Genomic DNA, 16,791 nt, shown 5'->3' with positions numbered 1-16,791 from the left:
CTATTGCGCCGCCGCGTGCATCTTTGCGGCATTCTGGGCAAGCCAGGCGACGCCCAGCAGACCCGCGTCGTTGCCGCAGGCAGCCTGCAGGACCTGGTTGTTGCGGGCCAGCATGGGCCAGGTGAGTTCCGGCAGATAGATCCGGATCGGCTTCAGGAGGGCTTCGCCCGCCGCCGCCACGCCGCCGCCGACGATGCAGGCTTCGAGATTGAGCGCATTGATTAGCGGCGCAAAGACGCGGGCGATGATCCGGCCGATTTCATCGACGGTTCGTGCTGCAGCCTCGTCATGTCCAAGGGCCTGGAACAGCTCCGGCAGGCTGCCGATCTCCTTGCCGGAATGGCGCTTGTAACGTTCGAGGAAGGCACCCGCGCAGGCCAGCTTCTCGAAATTCGCCGGCGTGCCGTCGTCCTCGCGCAGCATGACCGCGCCGATTTCCGGCGGTTCTCCGCGCGAGCCGGTCACCACCGACCCGTCGATATAGACGGCGCCGCCGATGCCGGTGCCAATCGTCAGCAGCATGAAGCGGCGGAGCCCGCGGCCCGCGCCGAAATACGCTTCGCCGACGGTTGCGGCCACACCGTCGTTCTCGACATGAACCGGCAGCCCGGTCGCGGCGGAGAGCGATTTTGCCAGCGGCTTCTCCCGCAGCGCCGATACGTTGGCGCCGCCATCCACCAGCATGCCGGTCAGGCGGTCGACGAAACCCGGCAGGCAGACGCCGATCGAGGACGCCGTTTCACCGGCCTCCTTCTGTAGGGCTTCGGTCAGTTCGGAAAGCCTTGCAATCAATGCATCGAAGGCAAGGCTCCGGTCGAAAACGACCTGCCTGCGCGCCCATACACGTCCACCACCGCCGACGGCGCCGGCCTTGATTGCGGTTCCTCCAATATCTATCCCGATCAGCATCGGCATCACCGCGTGAAAGTCTTGATCGCCAGCGCCTTTGAAAGGCCCGGATAGGTCATCGCGTCCGGGATCATAACCCGGCGCAAGGCCAGATCCACCGCGAGCCGCTGGAAGGGAATGCTGGCGAGAATGGTGTCGAGCGGCTGGACCGCTCCGGCGTCGAGGTGGAACCAGTCGAACGGCGTCGCCGCTTCGGTGAGGTTCAGGAGCACGACCTTCACGCCCCGCTCGGCCATCACGACGGAGGTGTGGGAGGCCAGATCGCGCTCTTGTTCGTCGGCGGCGATCATGATCACCAGGCTGTTCGCATCCGTGCCGTGCAGCCGGCCATGCAGCAGTTCCTCCGGCTCGAAACCGGCCGTCGCCACACCGGCGATCTCAGCGATTTTCAGCGAGGCTTCGAGCGCCACGCCGAAATGCCGGCCGCTGCCGGTGACGACGATATAGGACGGCAGGGCCTGCCCGCCGATCAGCGATGCAACGGCCATGCGCGACGCTTCGGTCGTCGCATCGACCGACTGCGCCGCAAGCTGCGGCAGGTCACGCCTCGCAAGCCCCGCAGCCAGCCGGAAACAGGCGGCGATGCTGGCGGTAAAACCCTTGGTCTTCGGTCCGATCGGCTCCTCGCCGATCGGCAGGAGGATCATTGGCAGGCCGAGCGCGCCGATCGGGCTTTCCGGATCGGCGGTGATCACCACTACCTGCCAGCCCTTGCCGCTCACGACCCGCGCCGCTTCGATGGACGTACTGCTGGTGCCGCTCTGGGAGAGGATCACCACCAGCGGATTGCCGAAAACCGCCCCGATATCCCTCAAGAACACGGCCGGATTGACGACCTCGACCGGCCGGCCGATGGCCGACTGCAGCCAAGGCCGCACGATGGTCAGCGCATTGAGCGAAGAGCCGGAACCGACGAAGAGCACGCGGTCATAGGCCGAACCACCGTCCAGAACACCGCGGGCAAAGTCCTGCGCATCCGCCCTTTCGAGCGTCCTTGCGGCCACCTCGCCCTGCTCTTCCATGAAATTTTCTATCGACATCGGCGCTCCGGCCAGTTCGCCGGATCAGCAGTTCCGGCGTCACACAGCATTTAATCTATCATCTGGATTTAATCGAGGTTGTCAATTAAAACAAGCATCAAGATGGCCGGCGCACAGGAATCCGGTTGCGAGAGGCAGGATGGAGACGGTCGAACTCTACAACAGCAGCATGGCGGCGCGCATAGGCCTCCTCGGCGCCGAATTGCGGGCGCTGAGCCTTAACGGCGCTGAGCTTCTCTGGACGCCCGATCCCGCTCTCTGGGACGGCACCTGCCTCGTCCTCTTTCCGGTGATCGGCCGGGTGAACGACGATGCCGTCAGCGTTGGGGGCACCGCCTACCCGATGCCGATGCATGGATTTGCGCTGACCAGCCGGTTTTCCGTCGTGGCGCAGTGCGACAACCGCTGCACCCTTGAACTGCGCGCCGGTCCGGAAACGCGGCGGAGCTACCCATACGACTTCGCGCTCCGGATGACCTATCGGCTGTCGGGATCGGCACTGCAGATCATCGCGGAAATCCGCAACGACGGCCGCTTCGCCCTCCCCACCAGCCTCGGCCTGCATCCCGGCTTCCGCTGGCCACTGGTGCCGGGTGTTCCCAAAGGCCGGCATCTGCTCACCTTCGACGAAACAGCGCCAATCCTCTACACTCGACCGGTCAAGCGGCTGATCGGCCGACCGGTTCGAACTCCCGCTGGAAGGCGGGTCGCTGAGGCTCGACGAGGCGCTGTTCGAGAAAGGCGGGCTGGCGCTGCTTTCACTGAAAAGCCGCAGCCTTCGCTTCCAAACCGAGGACGACAGGGCGGCAATCCGCGTCGCTTTCCCGGACATGGACGGCGCCATCCTGTGGTCGCGGCCGGGCGGCGATTTTCTCTGCATCGAGCCGCTGCTCGGCCATGCTGATCCGGTCGGCTTTACCGGGGACATCATGCAGAAACCGGGAATGGCGCATATCGCGCCCGGCGAGACGTTGAAGCTTACGGTGACGATCACGCCGGAATTTTCGCCGGCGTGATCGGATATACGTCGCCTCAGAGAGCGTGGTCGGCCTTCAGGATCGGCTTCGCAGTCAGCATGGCGTTACGGTAGCCTTCACCCTTGCGATAAACGAGTGTGCCTTCCTTGAAGACCATCGCAGTGGCGCTGAGCGCTGCGATATCCTTCGTTGCATCGCCGTCGATGACCAGAACATCAGCCAGCTTGCCAGTTTCCAGCGTGCCGACGATATTCGAGACACCGCAGATGTCCGAAGCCGTGCTGGTCGCCGAACGGATCACTTCGACTGGGCTCATGCCCGCCTTCACCATCAGGTCCATCTCATCGGAGAAGTCGCCGACCGGGTTGTAGAGCGTTGTCGCGTCCGTGCCGAAGACGATGCGCACTCCGGCCGCGACGGCCTTGCGCAGGCTTTCGAAATGCGGCGCCAGAAGCGACACGGACTTTTCCATGACGAACGGCGCTTCGCCGCCGGCCGGGCCCCGGTTGATGATGCGCGGGTAGACGGAAATGGTCGGGCAGAGCGCGACGTTCTTCTTCAGCATCAACTCGATCGCCCAGTCGTCGAGGAAGACGCCGTGCTCGATCGTGTCGACGCCGGCCTCGACGGCGCGGATGATGCCTTCGGTCGCCAGCGCGTGGGCCGCCACCGGCTTGCCGGCATCATGCGCCACGTCGACGGCCGCACGGATTTCCTGCATGCTGAACTGCGCCTGGGTCGGCAGTTCGCCGGGCGTGCCGGCCCCACCGCTCGCCATGACCTTGATAACGTCGGCGCCGAGCTTGATCTGCTGGCGGGCGAGCAGGCGCACGCCGTCTTCGCCGTCCGCTTCGGCGGAAAGGTTGGCCCAGCCGTGGCCGCCGGTCATGCAGATCGCCCGGCCGGACACGAGATAACGCGGTCCGACGGTATAGCCTTCGTTCAGCGCCTTCTTGAGGCCGAACACCGCGCCGCTCTGGGCGCCGAGATCACGCATCGTAGTTACGCCGGCGCGCAGCGCCGACTGCGCATAATTGGCGCCCCAGATGGCGGCGGCGCCTTCCGAAAGCCGCAGCATCTGCGGCTCGTGGAAGACGTGCATATGGGTGTCGATGACGCCCGGCGTCACCGTCTTGCCGGTGGTGTCGATCACCTCGCCATCGAAACCCGAGGTCAGGTCCGCGACCGCGCCGACCGCGCCAACCTTGCCGTCGACGATTTCTACGAAGCCGTTCTTGATCACCTTGTTTCCGAAACCTTTATAAACGGTCCCGCCCTTGAGCAAAATCCGGCTCGCCATAATTACCCCCAATTAAATCCATGCATTTGAATTAATCGCGGACGGAGCACATTGTCAATCGTCGAGTTGGTCGGGGCGAACGGTGTACGCAACGTCGGGGATCGCAGTCGTCGAGCGCATTGTCGACGGAGCGGGGCTCGGGGATTTCGGCCTCTCCTTGTATGAAGGGAAAGAGATACAACACCGCCGACAAGAAGAACTCACGCAAATGCAGGCGGGTCAAGCGGGCAAGACGAGCGGCATCGGAGAACGGCTGCGAGTTAACAGCAACCTCTGACGACGAGGCTTCTATGCCACGACGGTCCGATAGATTGCGCGCTCGCCGTATCGTGAGCTCAGAGTGAAAGTCAGCCCGGTCCAGAACATCGTGAACACGGCAAAAGTTGAACTTCCGATCAGAAACGTCACCTGAGCGGCGCGATGCCGTTTGACGCCGTCAACCATGAACATGAGCACGCTGCGATATGAAATCGACGTCACGGTGAACTCCTCCTTGGTGACCGGCTCGCACCATTGGCGTCGGGGCAGTGGCGTGCGATAGGATACGGCATGGGGCGATCAAAAGGTCGCGTCCTGATTGGAGTGCGCGCTGAACAGCGGCCTTGCGGAGTTTATTCGAGACGCTCAAAGGCGAAGCTTTCGGCGAGACGTGAAACCGAGGTTTCAATTGTAAGCTGTGCTTCACGTATGGCCTCCGTCTGCAACCGAGCAGACGGTCGTAACAGGAAAAGCGTCCGGGTGAGCGGTGGGTTTACGATCCGCCGGGCTATGAGCGTTCCAGCCTTCACTTCGCGGGTCACCGTCCCGAAAGGCAGCGCGGCGCAGGCAGTTCCGTCAGTGATGAGACCTTTGATCGCATCCATAGATTCGATCTGAAAGGCGACATTCAGCGGAAGGTCGAATTGCGCCATTGCCTCCTTGAGGAGATGTATGATCTGACCTTTCTCGGTCGGAATGACGAAGGTGGCCTTGGCAAGTTCGGCCATCTCGATCGGCTTGTCCTGTCCGTAAGGCGAATTCGGACTGGTGATGAAAAAGATCGACTCCTTCAGCATCGGCTGTTTCCGTATCGCCTTGTGATCCGGCACATTAAAAGCAAGCGCGAAATGGAGATCGCCGCGGGCGACGCGATCGCCCAGCAAATGGCTCATATCCTCCACGACCTGGACCGAAACCGATCGCGAAAGATGGCTGAGATCCTGCGCCAGGGCCCCGGCCAGCATCGCCGAAAGACTGGCCGTCAGCCCGACGGACAGAGGTTCCTTCTGGTTCGGTGCGAAACTCCTGATCGTCTTCTTCATCGTCGAGACATGCTCGAGCATCTTTTTGGCCTCGGCGAGGAAATATTGCCCTGCGGGCGTCACGGTCGTGCCGCGGCGCCCGCGCTCCAGCAACTGTACCCCGAGCTCTTCCTCAAGAGCAGTGATCTGGGCACCGAGCGCAGGCTGCACGATGTTCAGTGCAGCGGCCGCCTGCGTGATGCTACCAAGTTCACAGACGCAGACGAATGACTCAAGCTGGCGAATGCGCACGGAATCGTGCCTCCCTTTCCGAACGGCGAGCCAGCATGAATATCACGGAACGCCTTACCGGTCAGGGTCGGGGGCTGCGTCCTCAGTAAGGTGGTATAAAGGCGTTCAGCCGTCCAGGCCTGCACGTGAGAGATGATAGTCCCAAACCCGTTCAAGCACGCGCGGCTCAAGGTTCTTGGCACCAGAGAGAGTAACCTCACCAGGGGTCAGCGACCTCGGCTCACCGACAGCCAAAGATTGCATCAACACGTCGGCATTGCGGCAAAGCTGTATGCTGCGCATGACGAGTTCAGGAATGCCGCCACCAACCACGACAGCGCCGTGATTACGCAACAGGACGGCAGAGTGTGCTCTAAGTGCTGCCGCCAGCGAGGCCCCCTGCTCCGCCGTCGAGACAAGCATGTCCGTATCGCCGAATTTCGCCTGTTCGTCCCAGAAGGGCACGGTCATTCCAACCGTCGCCCCCAGATGCGTTACCGGCATCCAGGGCCTGCCAGTAACGCAGAAGGGCATGATCGAGGGCGAATGGAAATGGCAGACCGCTCGCACGTCAGGCCTGACCCGATAGATCGCGCCGTGGATGACCCGCTCCAGATACCCGCCTCGCGTGTCGGAGCCGACAATTTTCGAATCCGCGTCATAATGCTGGATATCCTCCAGCGAAACCAGTTCCGGGCTGCGAGACCGGGAAATGTGATAACCCGCCTCGGTATCCCTAATGCTCACGTGGCCGAACGCGTCCAGCACCCTTTCATGCGCCAGGATGCGATTCGCCTGCACCAGTTCCAACAATGCACCCTGATCGCTCATTCGATTGCTCATGGGGCCGCCTCACACCACGACCTTGGTCATGATGCCCGGCGTGAAGATTTCCTCCGGCGTCATGTGCCGTTCGGCAATGCCCTGCTGATAAGTATAGAGGAGCATCTGCTCGAAGGTCGGACGGTTCTTGTCGATGCCGAAGGGGAACGGATCGGCGCCGAAAAGGTCCCGCATCTTGCGGGCGTAGGTCGGCAGCCACGCTAGTGGATAACGAGAGACCGCCGGATCGAAGAGACGCTCCAGACTGCGGCGCTTCGATTCCTCGAAAGCGTTGTAAAGATTGCGCGTAACCCACTGATTCTGATCGACAATTCTCTTCTTTATGGCGATGATATGCATGATCGGCCAGACGCCGGTTGCCTTGTAATACTCTTCCTCGCGCTCGAGGAAGTCCGGGATCAGGCGCTCGACGCGCGGGTCCTCCTCCAGGAAACAGGTCGGCGGGCGTGCAATGATGGCGCAATCGATCTCGCCGAAGGCCAGCATTTCGGACAGCGACTTGTCTGCGATGCGCTCGATCGTGACACCTTCCGGCAATTTCAGGTCCACCTTTTCGATGCGGCCCGGCGCATTGGCCCCGGCCTGTACCCAATGCACATCCTGCAGCTTGACGCCTGCCTCGTTGTGCATCCAGCCGCGCATGTAGACTGCCGCCGAATGCGCCCATTCCGGCACGCCGATCCGCTTGCCCTTAAGGTCCGCCACGGTTTTGATGCCGGCCGCCTTGTTGACGTAGAAGGACGAGAAGCGGAACAGGCGCGAGCAGATCACCGGCAGGCCGATGATATCGCTGTCCGGACGGCTGACCTGCGCCATGAACTTGGCAAAGGAAAGCTCCGCGACATCCCATTCGCGGTTGAAGGTGAAGCGAGCAAAGACCTCGTGGTGCGAGAGCATCGACCAGTTATGCTCGATGCCTTCGGCGTGGACCGTGCCGAGGCGGAAATCGCGGAAATGATCGTAGTCGGTGGTGGCAATCGAAAGCTTCAAGCGGTTCATGACAATATCCGGAACTCAGCGAGTGATGACGTTGACCTTGGTGGGGTCGATGTTGACGAGAATGGGATTGCCGATCGGCGTGCGCAGGCTCGGGTGAACGCGAGCAAGGAGCCGCGTCTGGCCGACGGACACCATGTAGTCGACGCATTCGCCAAGGAAGACCTTGGTATCGACGCGGCCTTCGAGCAGATTGCCCGAAGCGCTATTCTGCTTGCCGGGCTCGATCAGGTGAACGTTTTCCGGACGGATCGCCACGGTGAGCTTGTCCTTTACATCGAGAGCCTCTTCCGAAGCCACCTCGATCGTTCCCATCGGGCTCTCAACCGCCCAGCGGCCGCTCTCGCTACCGCGGGCCGTCACCTTGCATTCCACGAAGTTCGACGAACCGATGAAGTCCGCGACAAACCGGGTCTGCGGCGCTTCGTAAATCTCGCGTGGCGAGCCGAGCTGGACGATTTGGCCGTCGTTCATGACCGCGATCTGGTGCGAAAGCGCCAGTGCCTCCTGCTGATCGTGGGTGACATAAAGCGTCGTCAGGTTCAGTTCGCGCTGCAGACGCTTCAACTCGAAACGCATCTGCTCGCGCAGCTTGGCGTCGAGGTTGGAGAGCGGCTCGTCGAGAAGCAGAAGGCGCGGTTCCATGACCAGCGCGCGGGCAAGCGCCAGGCGCTGCTGCTGTCCGCCGGAGAGGCGTGTTGCCTCACGGCCGGCATAGTTTTCCAGCGCAACGGCCTTGAGAACCCGCTCGACCTTTTCGCCGATCTGCTTCTTGGAGAAGCTGGATTTACCGACCCGCAGCGGGAAAGCGGCATTCTCGAAGACGCTCATATGCGGCCAGATGGCGTAGCTCTGGAAGACCATGCCGAAATTGCGGCGGTTGGGCGCCACAAAGACCCCCTTGCCGGCAGAGTAGACGGTCACGTCCTCGACGGAGATATTGCCCTTGATCGGCCGCTCAAGACCGGCGATCGAGCGCAACGTCGTCGTCTTGCCGCAGCCACTCGGCCCCAAAAGGGTGAAGAGCTTGCCCTGCGGCACGTCGAAGGAGATATCTTTGGCGGCGCGGACGGCCTTGCCCTTGCCGTCGGCATATTCGGTCGTCAGTCCCTGAACATTCAGCATTTCTATCTCCTCACCTCCGCCGTGCTCCCCGCCCGGCCGGCTTCATTCCCGGGACATCGCAACAGCTACGATGTCCCCGTTTCGTCATTCGTTATTTGACGGTCTTTTCGAAAGTCTCGCGCCACTGGGCGAGCTTGTCGAGCATGGCGGAGCCGTCGACGACCTTGACATTGAGATCCTTCGGCAGCGGCGCGATCTTCACATTGGTCGGCGTGAAGCCACGTTCGGCAAGAATCTTCTGGCCTTCTGTCAGCGTGAAATCCTGGAACAGGATCGCCGCATTTGGATGTTTTGCGGTCTTGGCAACGCCGAGGCCGTTGATACGGGCGACCGAAGGGCCGAGCTGCAAGACATTGATCGGCGCGCCATCCTTGTTCATCTGGTCGACCTTGTAGAGATAGGTCGTCAGCGCCAGCGGCACTTCGCCGGATGCGGTCAGGTTGGTCAGGAGCGTGTGGCCCTTGCGCAGAGAAATGCCATTGGTCTTGGCGAGCTTGGCGAAGAAGTCGATGCCCTCCTTTTCGCTCGGGAAGCTGGCATTGACGGTCGCAAGCCAGTCATAAGCCTCCGCTTCGAGACCGATCTTGCCCTTCCACTTCGGGTCGAGCAGATCATTCCAGTCCTTCGGCACGTCCTTGTCGGCGACGAGATTGGTATTATAGGCCGCGGTGATGATGTTCAGGCGGCTGCCGACCCATTCCTTGTGCTCGGGAACGGCACCCGGGAAGATATCCGGCGTGGCCGGCGATGTGATCGGCTGCAGGATCTTTTCGCGATGCAGGGCTTCGAGTTCGGGGCCATTGGTCTCGATCACATCCGCATCATAACGGTCGGCCTTGATCTCGGTGACGGCACGACGCAGCACATCTTCGGAAGAGCCGCGCCAGACGGTGACCTTGATGCCGTATTTCTTGGTGAAGGCATCGGTCATCGCGGTCACGTCTTCCACCGGCGTTGCGGTATAGAGCGTCAGTCCGCCTTCGGTTTTAGCAGCAGCTGCCAGCTTTTCCAGCCGGTCAGCGCCGCTATATTTGGAAATCTCGTCGATCGATTGAGCCGTGGCCGAACCGGCCAGCAGCGCGCCGACGGCGCTGGCGAGAGCAAGCGTCTTCAGGCTCTTCAAGGTATTGCGCATAGTATCCTCCTCCAAGAATTATGAGCGTTGTTATTGGAATGTCTTCTCGAATGTCTGCCGCCAGGCCGTCAGCTCATCCAGCATGCCGGTCGGTTCGATGACCTTGACCTCCATGCCGGCCGGGAACGGGACTTCCTTGGTGTTGGTCGGCGTGAAACAGCGGGACGCCAAAATCTTCTGCGCTTCGGTAAGTGTGAACTGCTGGTAGAGGATCGCGGCATTCGGATGCGAAGTCGTCCTGGCGATCCCGAGACCGTTGATGCGGGCGATCGACGGGCCGATGGTCAGCGCCTTCACCGGCGCGCCTTCCTTCTCCAACTGCAGCACGCGGTAAAGATAGACCTGCATCGTCAGCGGCTTTTCGCCTGACGCGGTCATGTTGGCGAGCTGCGGATGGCCCTTGTGCAGCGAGGGATGATTGGTCGTCGCCAGCTTCTTGAAGAACGCGAGGCCTTCCTCCTTTGACGGAAAGCTCTGGATCACCGTCGCCAGCCAGTCATACGCTTCGGATTCGATGCCGATCTTGCCGTTCCATTTCGGATCGAGCAGATCGTTCCATATTTTCGGCACATCCGCCGGCTTCACCGCGTCGGTATTGTAAGAGGCCGTGATGATGTTCAAACGGCTGCCGATCCACTCCTTGTGGGCGGGCACCGCGCCCGGAAAGATTTCCGGAATTACCGGAGAGTTCACAGCCTGAAGAATGTTTTCCCGGTGCAGCGCTTCGAGCTCCGGCCCGTTAGTCTCGATCACGTCGACATCATGACGGCCGGCCTTGATCTCGGCGACCGAGCGGCGCAGCACGTCTTCCGAACTGCTGCGCCAGAGCGTGACCGCAATGCCGTATTTGGCGGTAAAGGCCGATATCACTTGATTGACGTCATCTACCGGCGTCGCCGTGTAGAGCGTCAGCTTGCCTTCCTTCTTGGCGGCAGCGACCAGCTTTTCCATCCGGTCCGGGCCGCTATAGGCGGCGACGTCCGCAACAGTCTGTGCGAGCGCCGGGCCGCCGACAAGCGTTGCGACGAAGCCGAGCGCCAATGCCCTGCGGGTAATAGCTTTCAAAATATGCGATTTAATCATGCGTTCCTCCCCTTTTTGAAAGCCGGACCTCCCAATCCGGCTTAAGCTTCCTTGACTCCGAACCTCTTGCCGACCAACTGGGCGAGCATCACCACGATGAAGAGCGCGATGATCATCATCACGCCGAAGGCGGAGAGTTCGACATACTGGCCGTTCTGCCACAGCTCCCAGATGACGATCGACACCACTTCCGAACCGGGACTGTAGAGCAGCACGGAGCTGGAGAGTTCCCGGATCGAGACGACAACGATGTAAATCCAGCCCGCCAGCAGACCCGGTTTCAGCAGAGGCAGCACGATGCGGACGAAACTCTGACTCCAGGACGCGCCGCTCATCGCGGCCGATTCTTCGAGATCCTTGTGGATCTGCAGCATCGAGGTCGTGTTGTAGCGGACGCCGTAAGGCATGAAGCGCGTGACATAGGCAATGAAGATGATCCAGGTCGTGCCGTAGATGCCGATATCGAGATAAAGGTAGCAGATCATCACCGACAGGCCGAGAACGAGGCCTGGGAAGACCATCGGCAGCGAGGCGACGTTATCGAGCAACCAGCGGGCTGGCAGCTTGGTGCGGATGACAATCCAACAGATGACGGCGGTGAGCAGCATGATGGTGGTGGCGGCGCCGAGCGAGAGCAGCGCGCTGTTCCAGACCGCTTGACCGACCATCGGATAGTTGATCACCTTGGCATAGGCATCGAAGGACAGCCGGCTCAACCCCGCCCAGGACGGCACGCTGTAATACTTGTTCAGCGACGACCAGAAGAGCACGAGGAACGGCAGCACGATCACCAGGATCATATAGCAGACGATCAGGATCGCGGCCGGAATACGCCAGGGACCAAGATCGAACGGCCGCGGGCGGAAACCCTTGCCGGTGACGGTCGAATATTTGCTGCCCTGGCTCGAAAGCCTCGACTGGAAATAAATGCCAAAGGAGGCGATCAGCAGCAACGCCGCCGCATAGGCCGACGCGAGCCCGACATTGCTCGGATACTCGCGGATCGCCTCGTAGATCGCTGACGTGAAGACCTCGATGCCGACCGGCATGCCGAGCAGCGCCGGAACCTCGAAGGATTCAATCGAGCGGATGAACAGGATGAAGAAGGAGGCGATCAGCGCCGGCCAGACGAGCTTCAGCGTGATGCGGAACATGATCTGGCCGATCGACGCGCCCGACATCAGGGCGGATTCCTCCAGCGACGGATCCATGGACCGGAACGCCGCTGACATCAGCAGGAAGGCGATCGGCGAATAGTGCAGGCCTTCGACCCAGATCATGCCGCCCATCGAATAGATATCGAAGACCGGGCCAGACAGGCTGAACGTGTTCTTGAGGACGAGATTGAAGAGCCCGATCTGCGGGCTCGCCATCATGATCCAGGACACGGTGAACAGGATCGACGGGATGACCAGCGGCACGATGGAGGCCGCATAGAACATCATCTTGAACGGCGTATTCGTCCGCTCGTTGAGCCAGGCGAACAGCGTGCCGATGACCAGTGCGAGACAGGACGTGCCCGTGGCGAAGACCACCGAGTTTTTAAACAGCGGCAGAATGCTGCTTTCCGTCAGCGCCCAGACATAGTTTCCGAGCGTGAAGACGGCCGGAACGTCGCTTGCGGCAGGTGTCATGAAACTCTGCCACAGAAGGAAGCCCAACGGCACGAGCGCAAGCCAGCCGACAATCAGTACCGCACCGCCAATGATCAGCCATTCGGCCCGAATACGGCCGAAGAAGCTCGACTTTTCGACCGATTTTGCGTAACTGCTTTCCTGTAACGACATCCCGACCTCCCGAACGAACTGCTGTCGACGAGCCGGGAGTTAAACCCCGGCAGGCGACATCGCGAGGTTTTCCTTATGGTAACCTGCGATCTTCTGGTAGCTGGTGGATAGCTTCTCGAGGTCCTCGTGGCTAATCACCTTGTTGATGTCGTCGAACGGCTTGTCACCCGTCCGCTCGAAGACTTCGCGCAGGATGGCATCCGGCGGGTTCTTACGGTTGGTGAGCACGACCTGTGCGGTTGCCGGACGGCGCACCGCTTCATAGGCATGCATCGCCTTGATCGGATCACCTTCCTTGACGATGGCGTCGGTCAGCGCACGGCAATCAAGGATCGCCTGGGCGGAGCCGTTGGCGCCACGCGGATACATCGGGTGCGCGGCATCGCCGAGCAGCGTCACGCGGCCGAACGTCCACTGGTCGAGCGGGTCCTGGTCCACCATCGGATATTCGAGGATGGCGTCGGCCGCGTTGAAGAGCGCCGGGCAATCCAGCCAGTCGAACTTCCAGTTCTTGACGACATCGAAGAAGTCTTCGATGCGGCCCGGCTTGTTCCAGTCACGCTGCGACTTGTAGTTCTCGGTGGCGATATCGACGACCCAGTTGATGAGTTGGTTGCCTTCGCCGTCGATATTGTCGCGGATCGGGTAGATTAGTACCTTCGCCGTATTCAGCCAGCCGATGCGCACCATGCTGGCGCCGGTCAGGAACGGCTTCCACTTGGTGACGCCGCGCCACATGTTGATGCCCGAATAACGCGGCGGGCCTTCGTTCGGATAAAGCTGCTTGCGGATCTTCGAATGAATGCCTTCGGCGCTGACGACCATTTCGGCCTTGACCGAGGGACGCGCCGAGCCGTCGCGCGGATCGACGAAATGCAGCGTGACGAGGTCGTCGTCCTGCTCGAAGCCGGTGCACTGCCAGCCGGTCATCAGGCGATCGGCACCGCAACGCGCCTTGAATGCCTCGACCAGAACCATGTGGAGATCGCCGCGGTGGATCGAGAATTGCGGCCAATGATATCCTGCATAGCGGCCGGTCGGCTCGGTGAAGATATGTTGGCCGTAACGATTGTAGAAACCGGATTCCTTCGTGGTGATCGCCACCTTGACCAGGGCATCCTCAAGGCCGAGCCGGCATATCTCGCGTGAGGCATGCGGCAGGAGGTTGATCCCTACGCCCAGCGCCTTCAATTCCGGGGCTGCTTCGTAAACGCGCGAGGCGATTCCCTCTTCATGAAGCATGAGCGCAAGCGTCAACCCGCCAATGCCTCCACCTACAATCGTCACTTCCATTGTCTGCTCCCATCTCCCGTCGAGAATAGCTGGCACCTCCCGCCGGATACCGCCGGAAGACACTCGAAACTGGTCGGGGTTTTGGGCAAAGCTTCGCCACCACAGGAAGTACCTGCCGCGGTTAGTCCTAAAGCTATTGCAATCCTCCCGATCATCGCCATCAACAGAGCTCGAAGAAGCGCCGGTTCATTTGATGTCCGATGTATGACCATCGCTAGAGCTATTCTTGACGAATGACAAATAGTTTGATTCTTTGAAGTCATCGCGAAAACAGATCACTGAAAAGGTGATGCGCCAGTGACCGACGTTGTCGCGATTTCATGGTTCCCGGCTGTCTTGAGCCGTTCCCTTAACCCATATCGACCCCAGGGAGCGGCGCCGATGCGACGCCTTTGACGATCTTAAGATCGCCGCGAAACTGGGTTGAGGTCGGTGCGCGTGACGAGGAACAATTATATGCCCTGCGCCTGGGCGCAGGTTTGATTTTCGGGACGCTTACTCACAATCCGACAACTCGAATTGTGAAGGTCCGACGCGCCTTTCGATGACGTTGGCAGGACCGTTGAGAAGCGTTGCTAGGTTCATCAGCACGAAGAGGGCACGAACATCATCTCCCTGTCGAATGGTTGACGGAATCGATGATGATCCCACCGTGGGTGGAAATCGCTGTGAAAAGTGTGTCCTCGCGGCCATCAAGAAATGTGAAATTGAACATTGCGTGCCAGGACGGGCTATCAAGTCCGGGCCGGGCGCGCTGGAAACGGCAGCGCCTGCGGCTAGGAGCTTCTCGTCTTCAGAGACTTTCCACGATCGACTGGCTGATCCGCACGCCCGCAGTCGCGATATGATCACGCATGGCGTCCTCAGCTGCCTGCGGATCCCTCGCCGCAATCGAGGCGACGATGGCGTTATGTTGACGGACCATCTCCTCGCTCACTCCGCGGGTGAAAACACGTGTCCGCGAATTCACCCAATGCTGTTCCTTACGCACGGAATTGATGAGGCGGAATACGCCCCAAAACATTGTATTGCGAACACTTTCCGCAATCTTGGTATGGAAGGCGCTGTCCCATCGTTCGTATTCCCGTGGTGTTGCAGCTTGCGCCGCCCTGCGGACGAAAAGCTTCATCTGGTCGATGTCTTTCGGCGTCGCGCGCGTCGCGGCAAAACGGGCCAGCACCGGCTCGATCTCCAGTCTGACCTCAATGATGTCATGGGGGCTGGTCCGGTTGGTGAGCGATTTGAGGCTCGTGGACTTTGGCCCTACCTCTCGAACAAACGTTCCAAGCCCCTGCTTTCTGAAAAGCAGCCCCTCCCCTTCGAGTTCATTCAATGCCTCTCGGACGGCACGCCGCCCTACACCGAACCGATCGCTCAGTTCGCGCTCCGGCAGAAGCCGCTCCTCCCTAATGAACCGTTCGTCCGTAGCCTCGATTGCTGCACGTAGCGTATCGAGCAGACTTTGCTTGTTTCTCGTCGACACGATTATTCCTCATATTCGCGGCCACAACATGAACCATTGCGAACCATTTATCAAGATGTGCACTGCGCCATTTTTTTAGGCAGACTAATCAATTTGATTCATTATATGGCATAATTGCGGGAAATTAGCTTGACTATGCCCGTCGAATGACAAAAAAATAAGACCCGATCGCAGCAGCAGACGTAAAAGGCTCTGTGTATTTATAGAACCAATTTGAAATGGTTCATTTAAGGGGAACAAAATGGACAGACGTAATTTTATGAAACTCGCGGCCTCAGCCGCGCTTGCCTCTCCAGCCATCGGCTCGGCGCGCCTCGCCTTCGCACAATCGAAACCCGAGTCACTTGCAATGATGACCTGGGGCGGTCTGTGGGGCGATGGCATGGCCAAGAATGTCGATACGCCCTTTGCGGAAAAGACCGGCGTCAAGATCGTGCAGGATCGTGGATCCAGCCCCGTCGAGCGCATCACCAAGCTGAAGATCAGCCTCGGCAACCAGGTCTACGATCTCGTTCAGCTCCATGATGGTGTCGTCCCGCTGGCGGAGGCTCAGGGCGTTCTGGAAGAACTGGATCCGAACTCTCAGAATTTGCCTTTTCTTGCCGCCGTGCCTGACCGCTTCAAGCGCAAGGGTTGGGTGGCGATGATCTATTCCGCCCTCGGGATTGCCTACAACCCGAACCTGGTCAAAAAGCCTCCCACCAGCTTTGCGGATCTGTGGAACGAGGACTATCGGGGACAGATCGTCCTGCCGGAAATCACCCATTCGATCGGCCCCTACATCATCCCGATCGGCGCAATGGCAGCCGGCAAGGACGCCAGGGACGGCGAAGCCGGCTTCGACATGCTGGGCAAGATGGCCGCTCTCGATCCGATCTGGGCCAAAGATACGGACACCATCATGAGCGCGCTGGTCAACGAGGAAGCGGCCGTCGGCCTGCTTTACAAGTCGCAGACCTATACGGTGCGGCAGCAGGGTGGAAAGGTCGAATGGGTCTTTCCGAAGGAAGGAGCGATCTCCTACCTCTCCGGAACCGGCATTGCCAAGAATACCAAAAACAAGGCGCTGGCCGAGCAGTACGTGAACATGACGATCGACCCATCGACGCAAGGGTGGGTCGCCGAGGTGTTCAACTACGGCGGCACGCATCCCGACACGCTGGCCAAGCTGCCCGTGGAACTGCAGGAGAGAGTTCAGTTCTCGCCGGAAGAGACGGCGCGTATCGTCGACCTAGATCAGGAATTCATGTCCGCCAACCGCGGCCAATGGACTGACCGCTGGAACCGCATCGTTTCGGGCGGTTGAAGA

General features: G+C 60.3%; 15 protein-coding genes. 2 read left to right on the top strand and 13 right to left on the bottom strand.

Annotated elements, in window-relative coordinates; all coding sequences use genetic code 11:
* Together ABK249_RS29500 and ABK249_RS29495 are read right to left on the bottom strand one after the other, a co-directional pair.
* Positions 1 to 909, bottom strand: coding sequence for an ROK family protein (locus ABK249_RS29500; RefSeq protein WP_227705568.1), 909 nt, complete (start codon positions 907 to 909; stop codon positions 1 to 3).
* 5 nt (positions 910 to 914) lie between these two features.
* Complete coding sequence (locus tag ABK249_RS29495; protein ID WP_227705567.1) at positions 915 to 1,949, bottom strand: SIS domain-containing protein; 1,035 nt, start codon at positions 1,947 to 1,949, stop codon at positions 915 to 917.
* Between the two features lie 139 nt (positions 1,950 to 2,088).
* Here ABK249_RS29495 and ABK249_RS29490 point away from each other — a divergent pair, with 139 nt between their 5' ends.
* Entirely contained in the window at positions 2,089 to 2,853 is a 765-nt protein-coding gene (locus ABK249_RS29490) for an aldose epimerase family protein (RefSeq protein WP_227705566.1), read from the top strand.
* 128 nt (positions 2,854 to 2,981) lie between these two features.
* Here ABK249_RS29490 and ABK249_RS29485 read toward each other — a convergent pair whose 3' ends face one another.
* The 11 genes from ABK249_RS29485 to ABK249_RS29435 all read right to left on the bottom strand — a co-directional run bounded on the left by ABK249_RS29485 (position 2,982) and on the right by ABK249_RS29435 (position 15,482).
* Positions 2,982 to 4,226 (bottom strand): metal-dependent hydrolase family protein, encoded by a 1,245-nt coding sequence (locus ABK249_RS29485; protein ID WP_227705565.1) that lies wholly within the window; start codon positions 4,224 to 4,226, stop codon positions 2,982 to 2,984.
* 288 nt (positions 4,227 to 4,514) lie between these two features.
* On the bottom strand, positions 4,515 to 4,706 hold the full coding sequence (locus ABK249_RS29480) for a hypothetical protein (RefSeq protein ID WP_227705564.1): 192 nt from the start codon (positions 4,704 to 4,706) through the stop codon (positions 4,515 to 4,517).
* A 131-nt stretch (positions 4,707 to 4,837) separates the two neighbouring features.
* Positions 4,838 to 5,758, bottom strand: coding sequence for a LysR family transcriptional regulator (locus ABK249_RS29475; protein ID WP_227705563.1), 921 nt, complete (start codon positions 5,756 to 5,758; stop codon positions 4,838 to 4,840).
* A 105-nt stretch (positions 5,759 to 5,863) separates the two neighbouring features.
* Positions 5,864 to 6,568 carry a class II aldolase/adducin family protein gene (locus ABK249_RS29470; protein WP_227705562.1) on the bottom strand — a complete coding sequence of 235 codons (705 nt, stop codon included), beginning with the start codon at positions 6,566 to 6,568 and terminating at the stop codon, positions 5,864 to 5,866.
* Positions 6,569 to 6,589: 21 nt separating this feature from the next.
* On the bottom strand, positions 6,590 to 7,579 hold the full coding sequence (locus ABK249_RS29465; RefSeq protein ID WP_227705561.1) for an ABC transporter substrate-binding protein: 990 nt from the start codon (positions 7,577 to 7,579) through the stop codon (positions 6,590 to 6,592).
* A 15-nt stretch (positions 7,580 to 7,594) separates the two neighbouring features.
* Entirely contained in the window at positions 7,595 to 8,701 is a 1,107-nt protein-coding gene (locus ABK249_RS29460; protein WP_227705560.1) for an ABC transporter ATP-binding protein, read from the bottom strand.
* 91 nt (positions 8,702 to 8,792) lie between these two features.
* Positions 8,793 to 9,836 carry an ABC transporter substrate-binding protein gene (locus tag ABK249_RS29455; protein ID WP_227705559.1) on the bottom strand — a complete coding sequence of 348 codons (1,044 nt, stop codon included), beginning with the start codon at positions 9,834 to 9,836 and terminating at the stop codon, positions 8,793 to 8,795.
* Positions 9,837 to 9,866: 30 nt separating this feature from the next.
* Positions 9,867 to 10,919 carry an ABC transporter substrate-binding protein gene (locus tag ABK249_RS29450; RefSeq protein ID WP_227705558.1) on the bottom strand — a complete coding sequence of 351 codons (1,053 nt, stop codon included), beginning with the start codon at positions 10,917 to 10,919 and terminating at the stop codon, positions 9,867 to 9,869.
* Between the two features lie 41 nt (positions 10,920 to 10,960).
* The gene (locus ABK249_RS29445; protein WP_227705557.1) at positions 10,961 to 12,706 is read right to left on the bottom strand and encodes an ABC transporter permease; all 1,746 of its coding nucleotides are present in this window, start codon (positions 12,704 to 12,706) and stop codon (positions 10,961 to 10,963) included.
* Positions 12,707 to 12,745: 39 nt separating this feature from the next.
* Positions 12,746 to 13,999, bottom strand: coding sequence for a flavin-dependent oxidoreductase (locus tag ABK249_RS29440; RefSeq protein WP_227705556.1), 1,254 nt, complete (start codon positions 13,997 to 13,999; stop codon positions 12,746 to 12,748).
* Between the two features lie 793 nt (positions 14,000 to 14,792).
* Positions 14,793 to 15,482: a FadR/GntR family transcriptional regulator gene (locus tag ABK249_RS29435; RefSeq protein WP_227705555.1), complete on the bottom strand. Its 690-nt coding sequence runs from the start codon at positions 15,480 to 15,482 to the stop codon at positions 14,793 to 14,795.
* A gap of 241 nt (positions 15,483 to 15,723) precedes the next feature.
* Between ABK249_RS29435 and ABK249_RS29430 the strand changes: the two genes are divergently transcribed.
* Positions 15,724 to 16,788, top strand: coding sequence for an ABC transporter substrate-binding protein (locus ABK249_RS29430; RefSeq protein WP_227705554.1), 1,065 nt, complete (start codon positions 15,724 to 15,726; stop codon positions 16,786 to 16,788).
* The last annotated feature ends 3 nt before the right edge of the window (positions 16,789 to 16,791 follow it).

This window comes from Neorhizobium phenanthreniclasticum, assembly GCF_040066075.1.
GTDB classification, from domain to species: domain Bacteria; phylum Pseudomonadota; class Alphaproteobacteria; order Rhizobiales; family Rhizobiaceae; genus Neorhizobium; species Neorhizobium petrolearium.
This window is presented reverse-complemented; position numbering and strand designations above follow the sequence as displayed.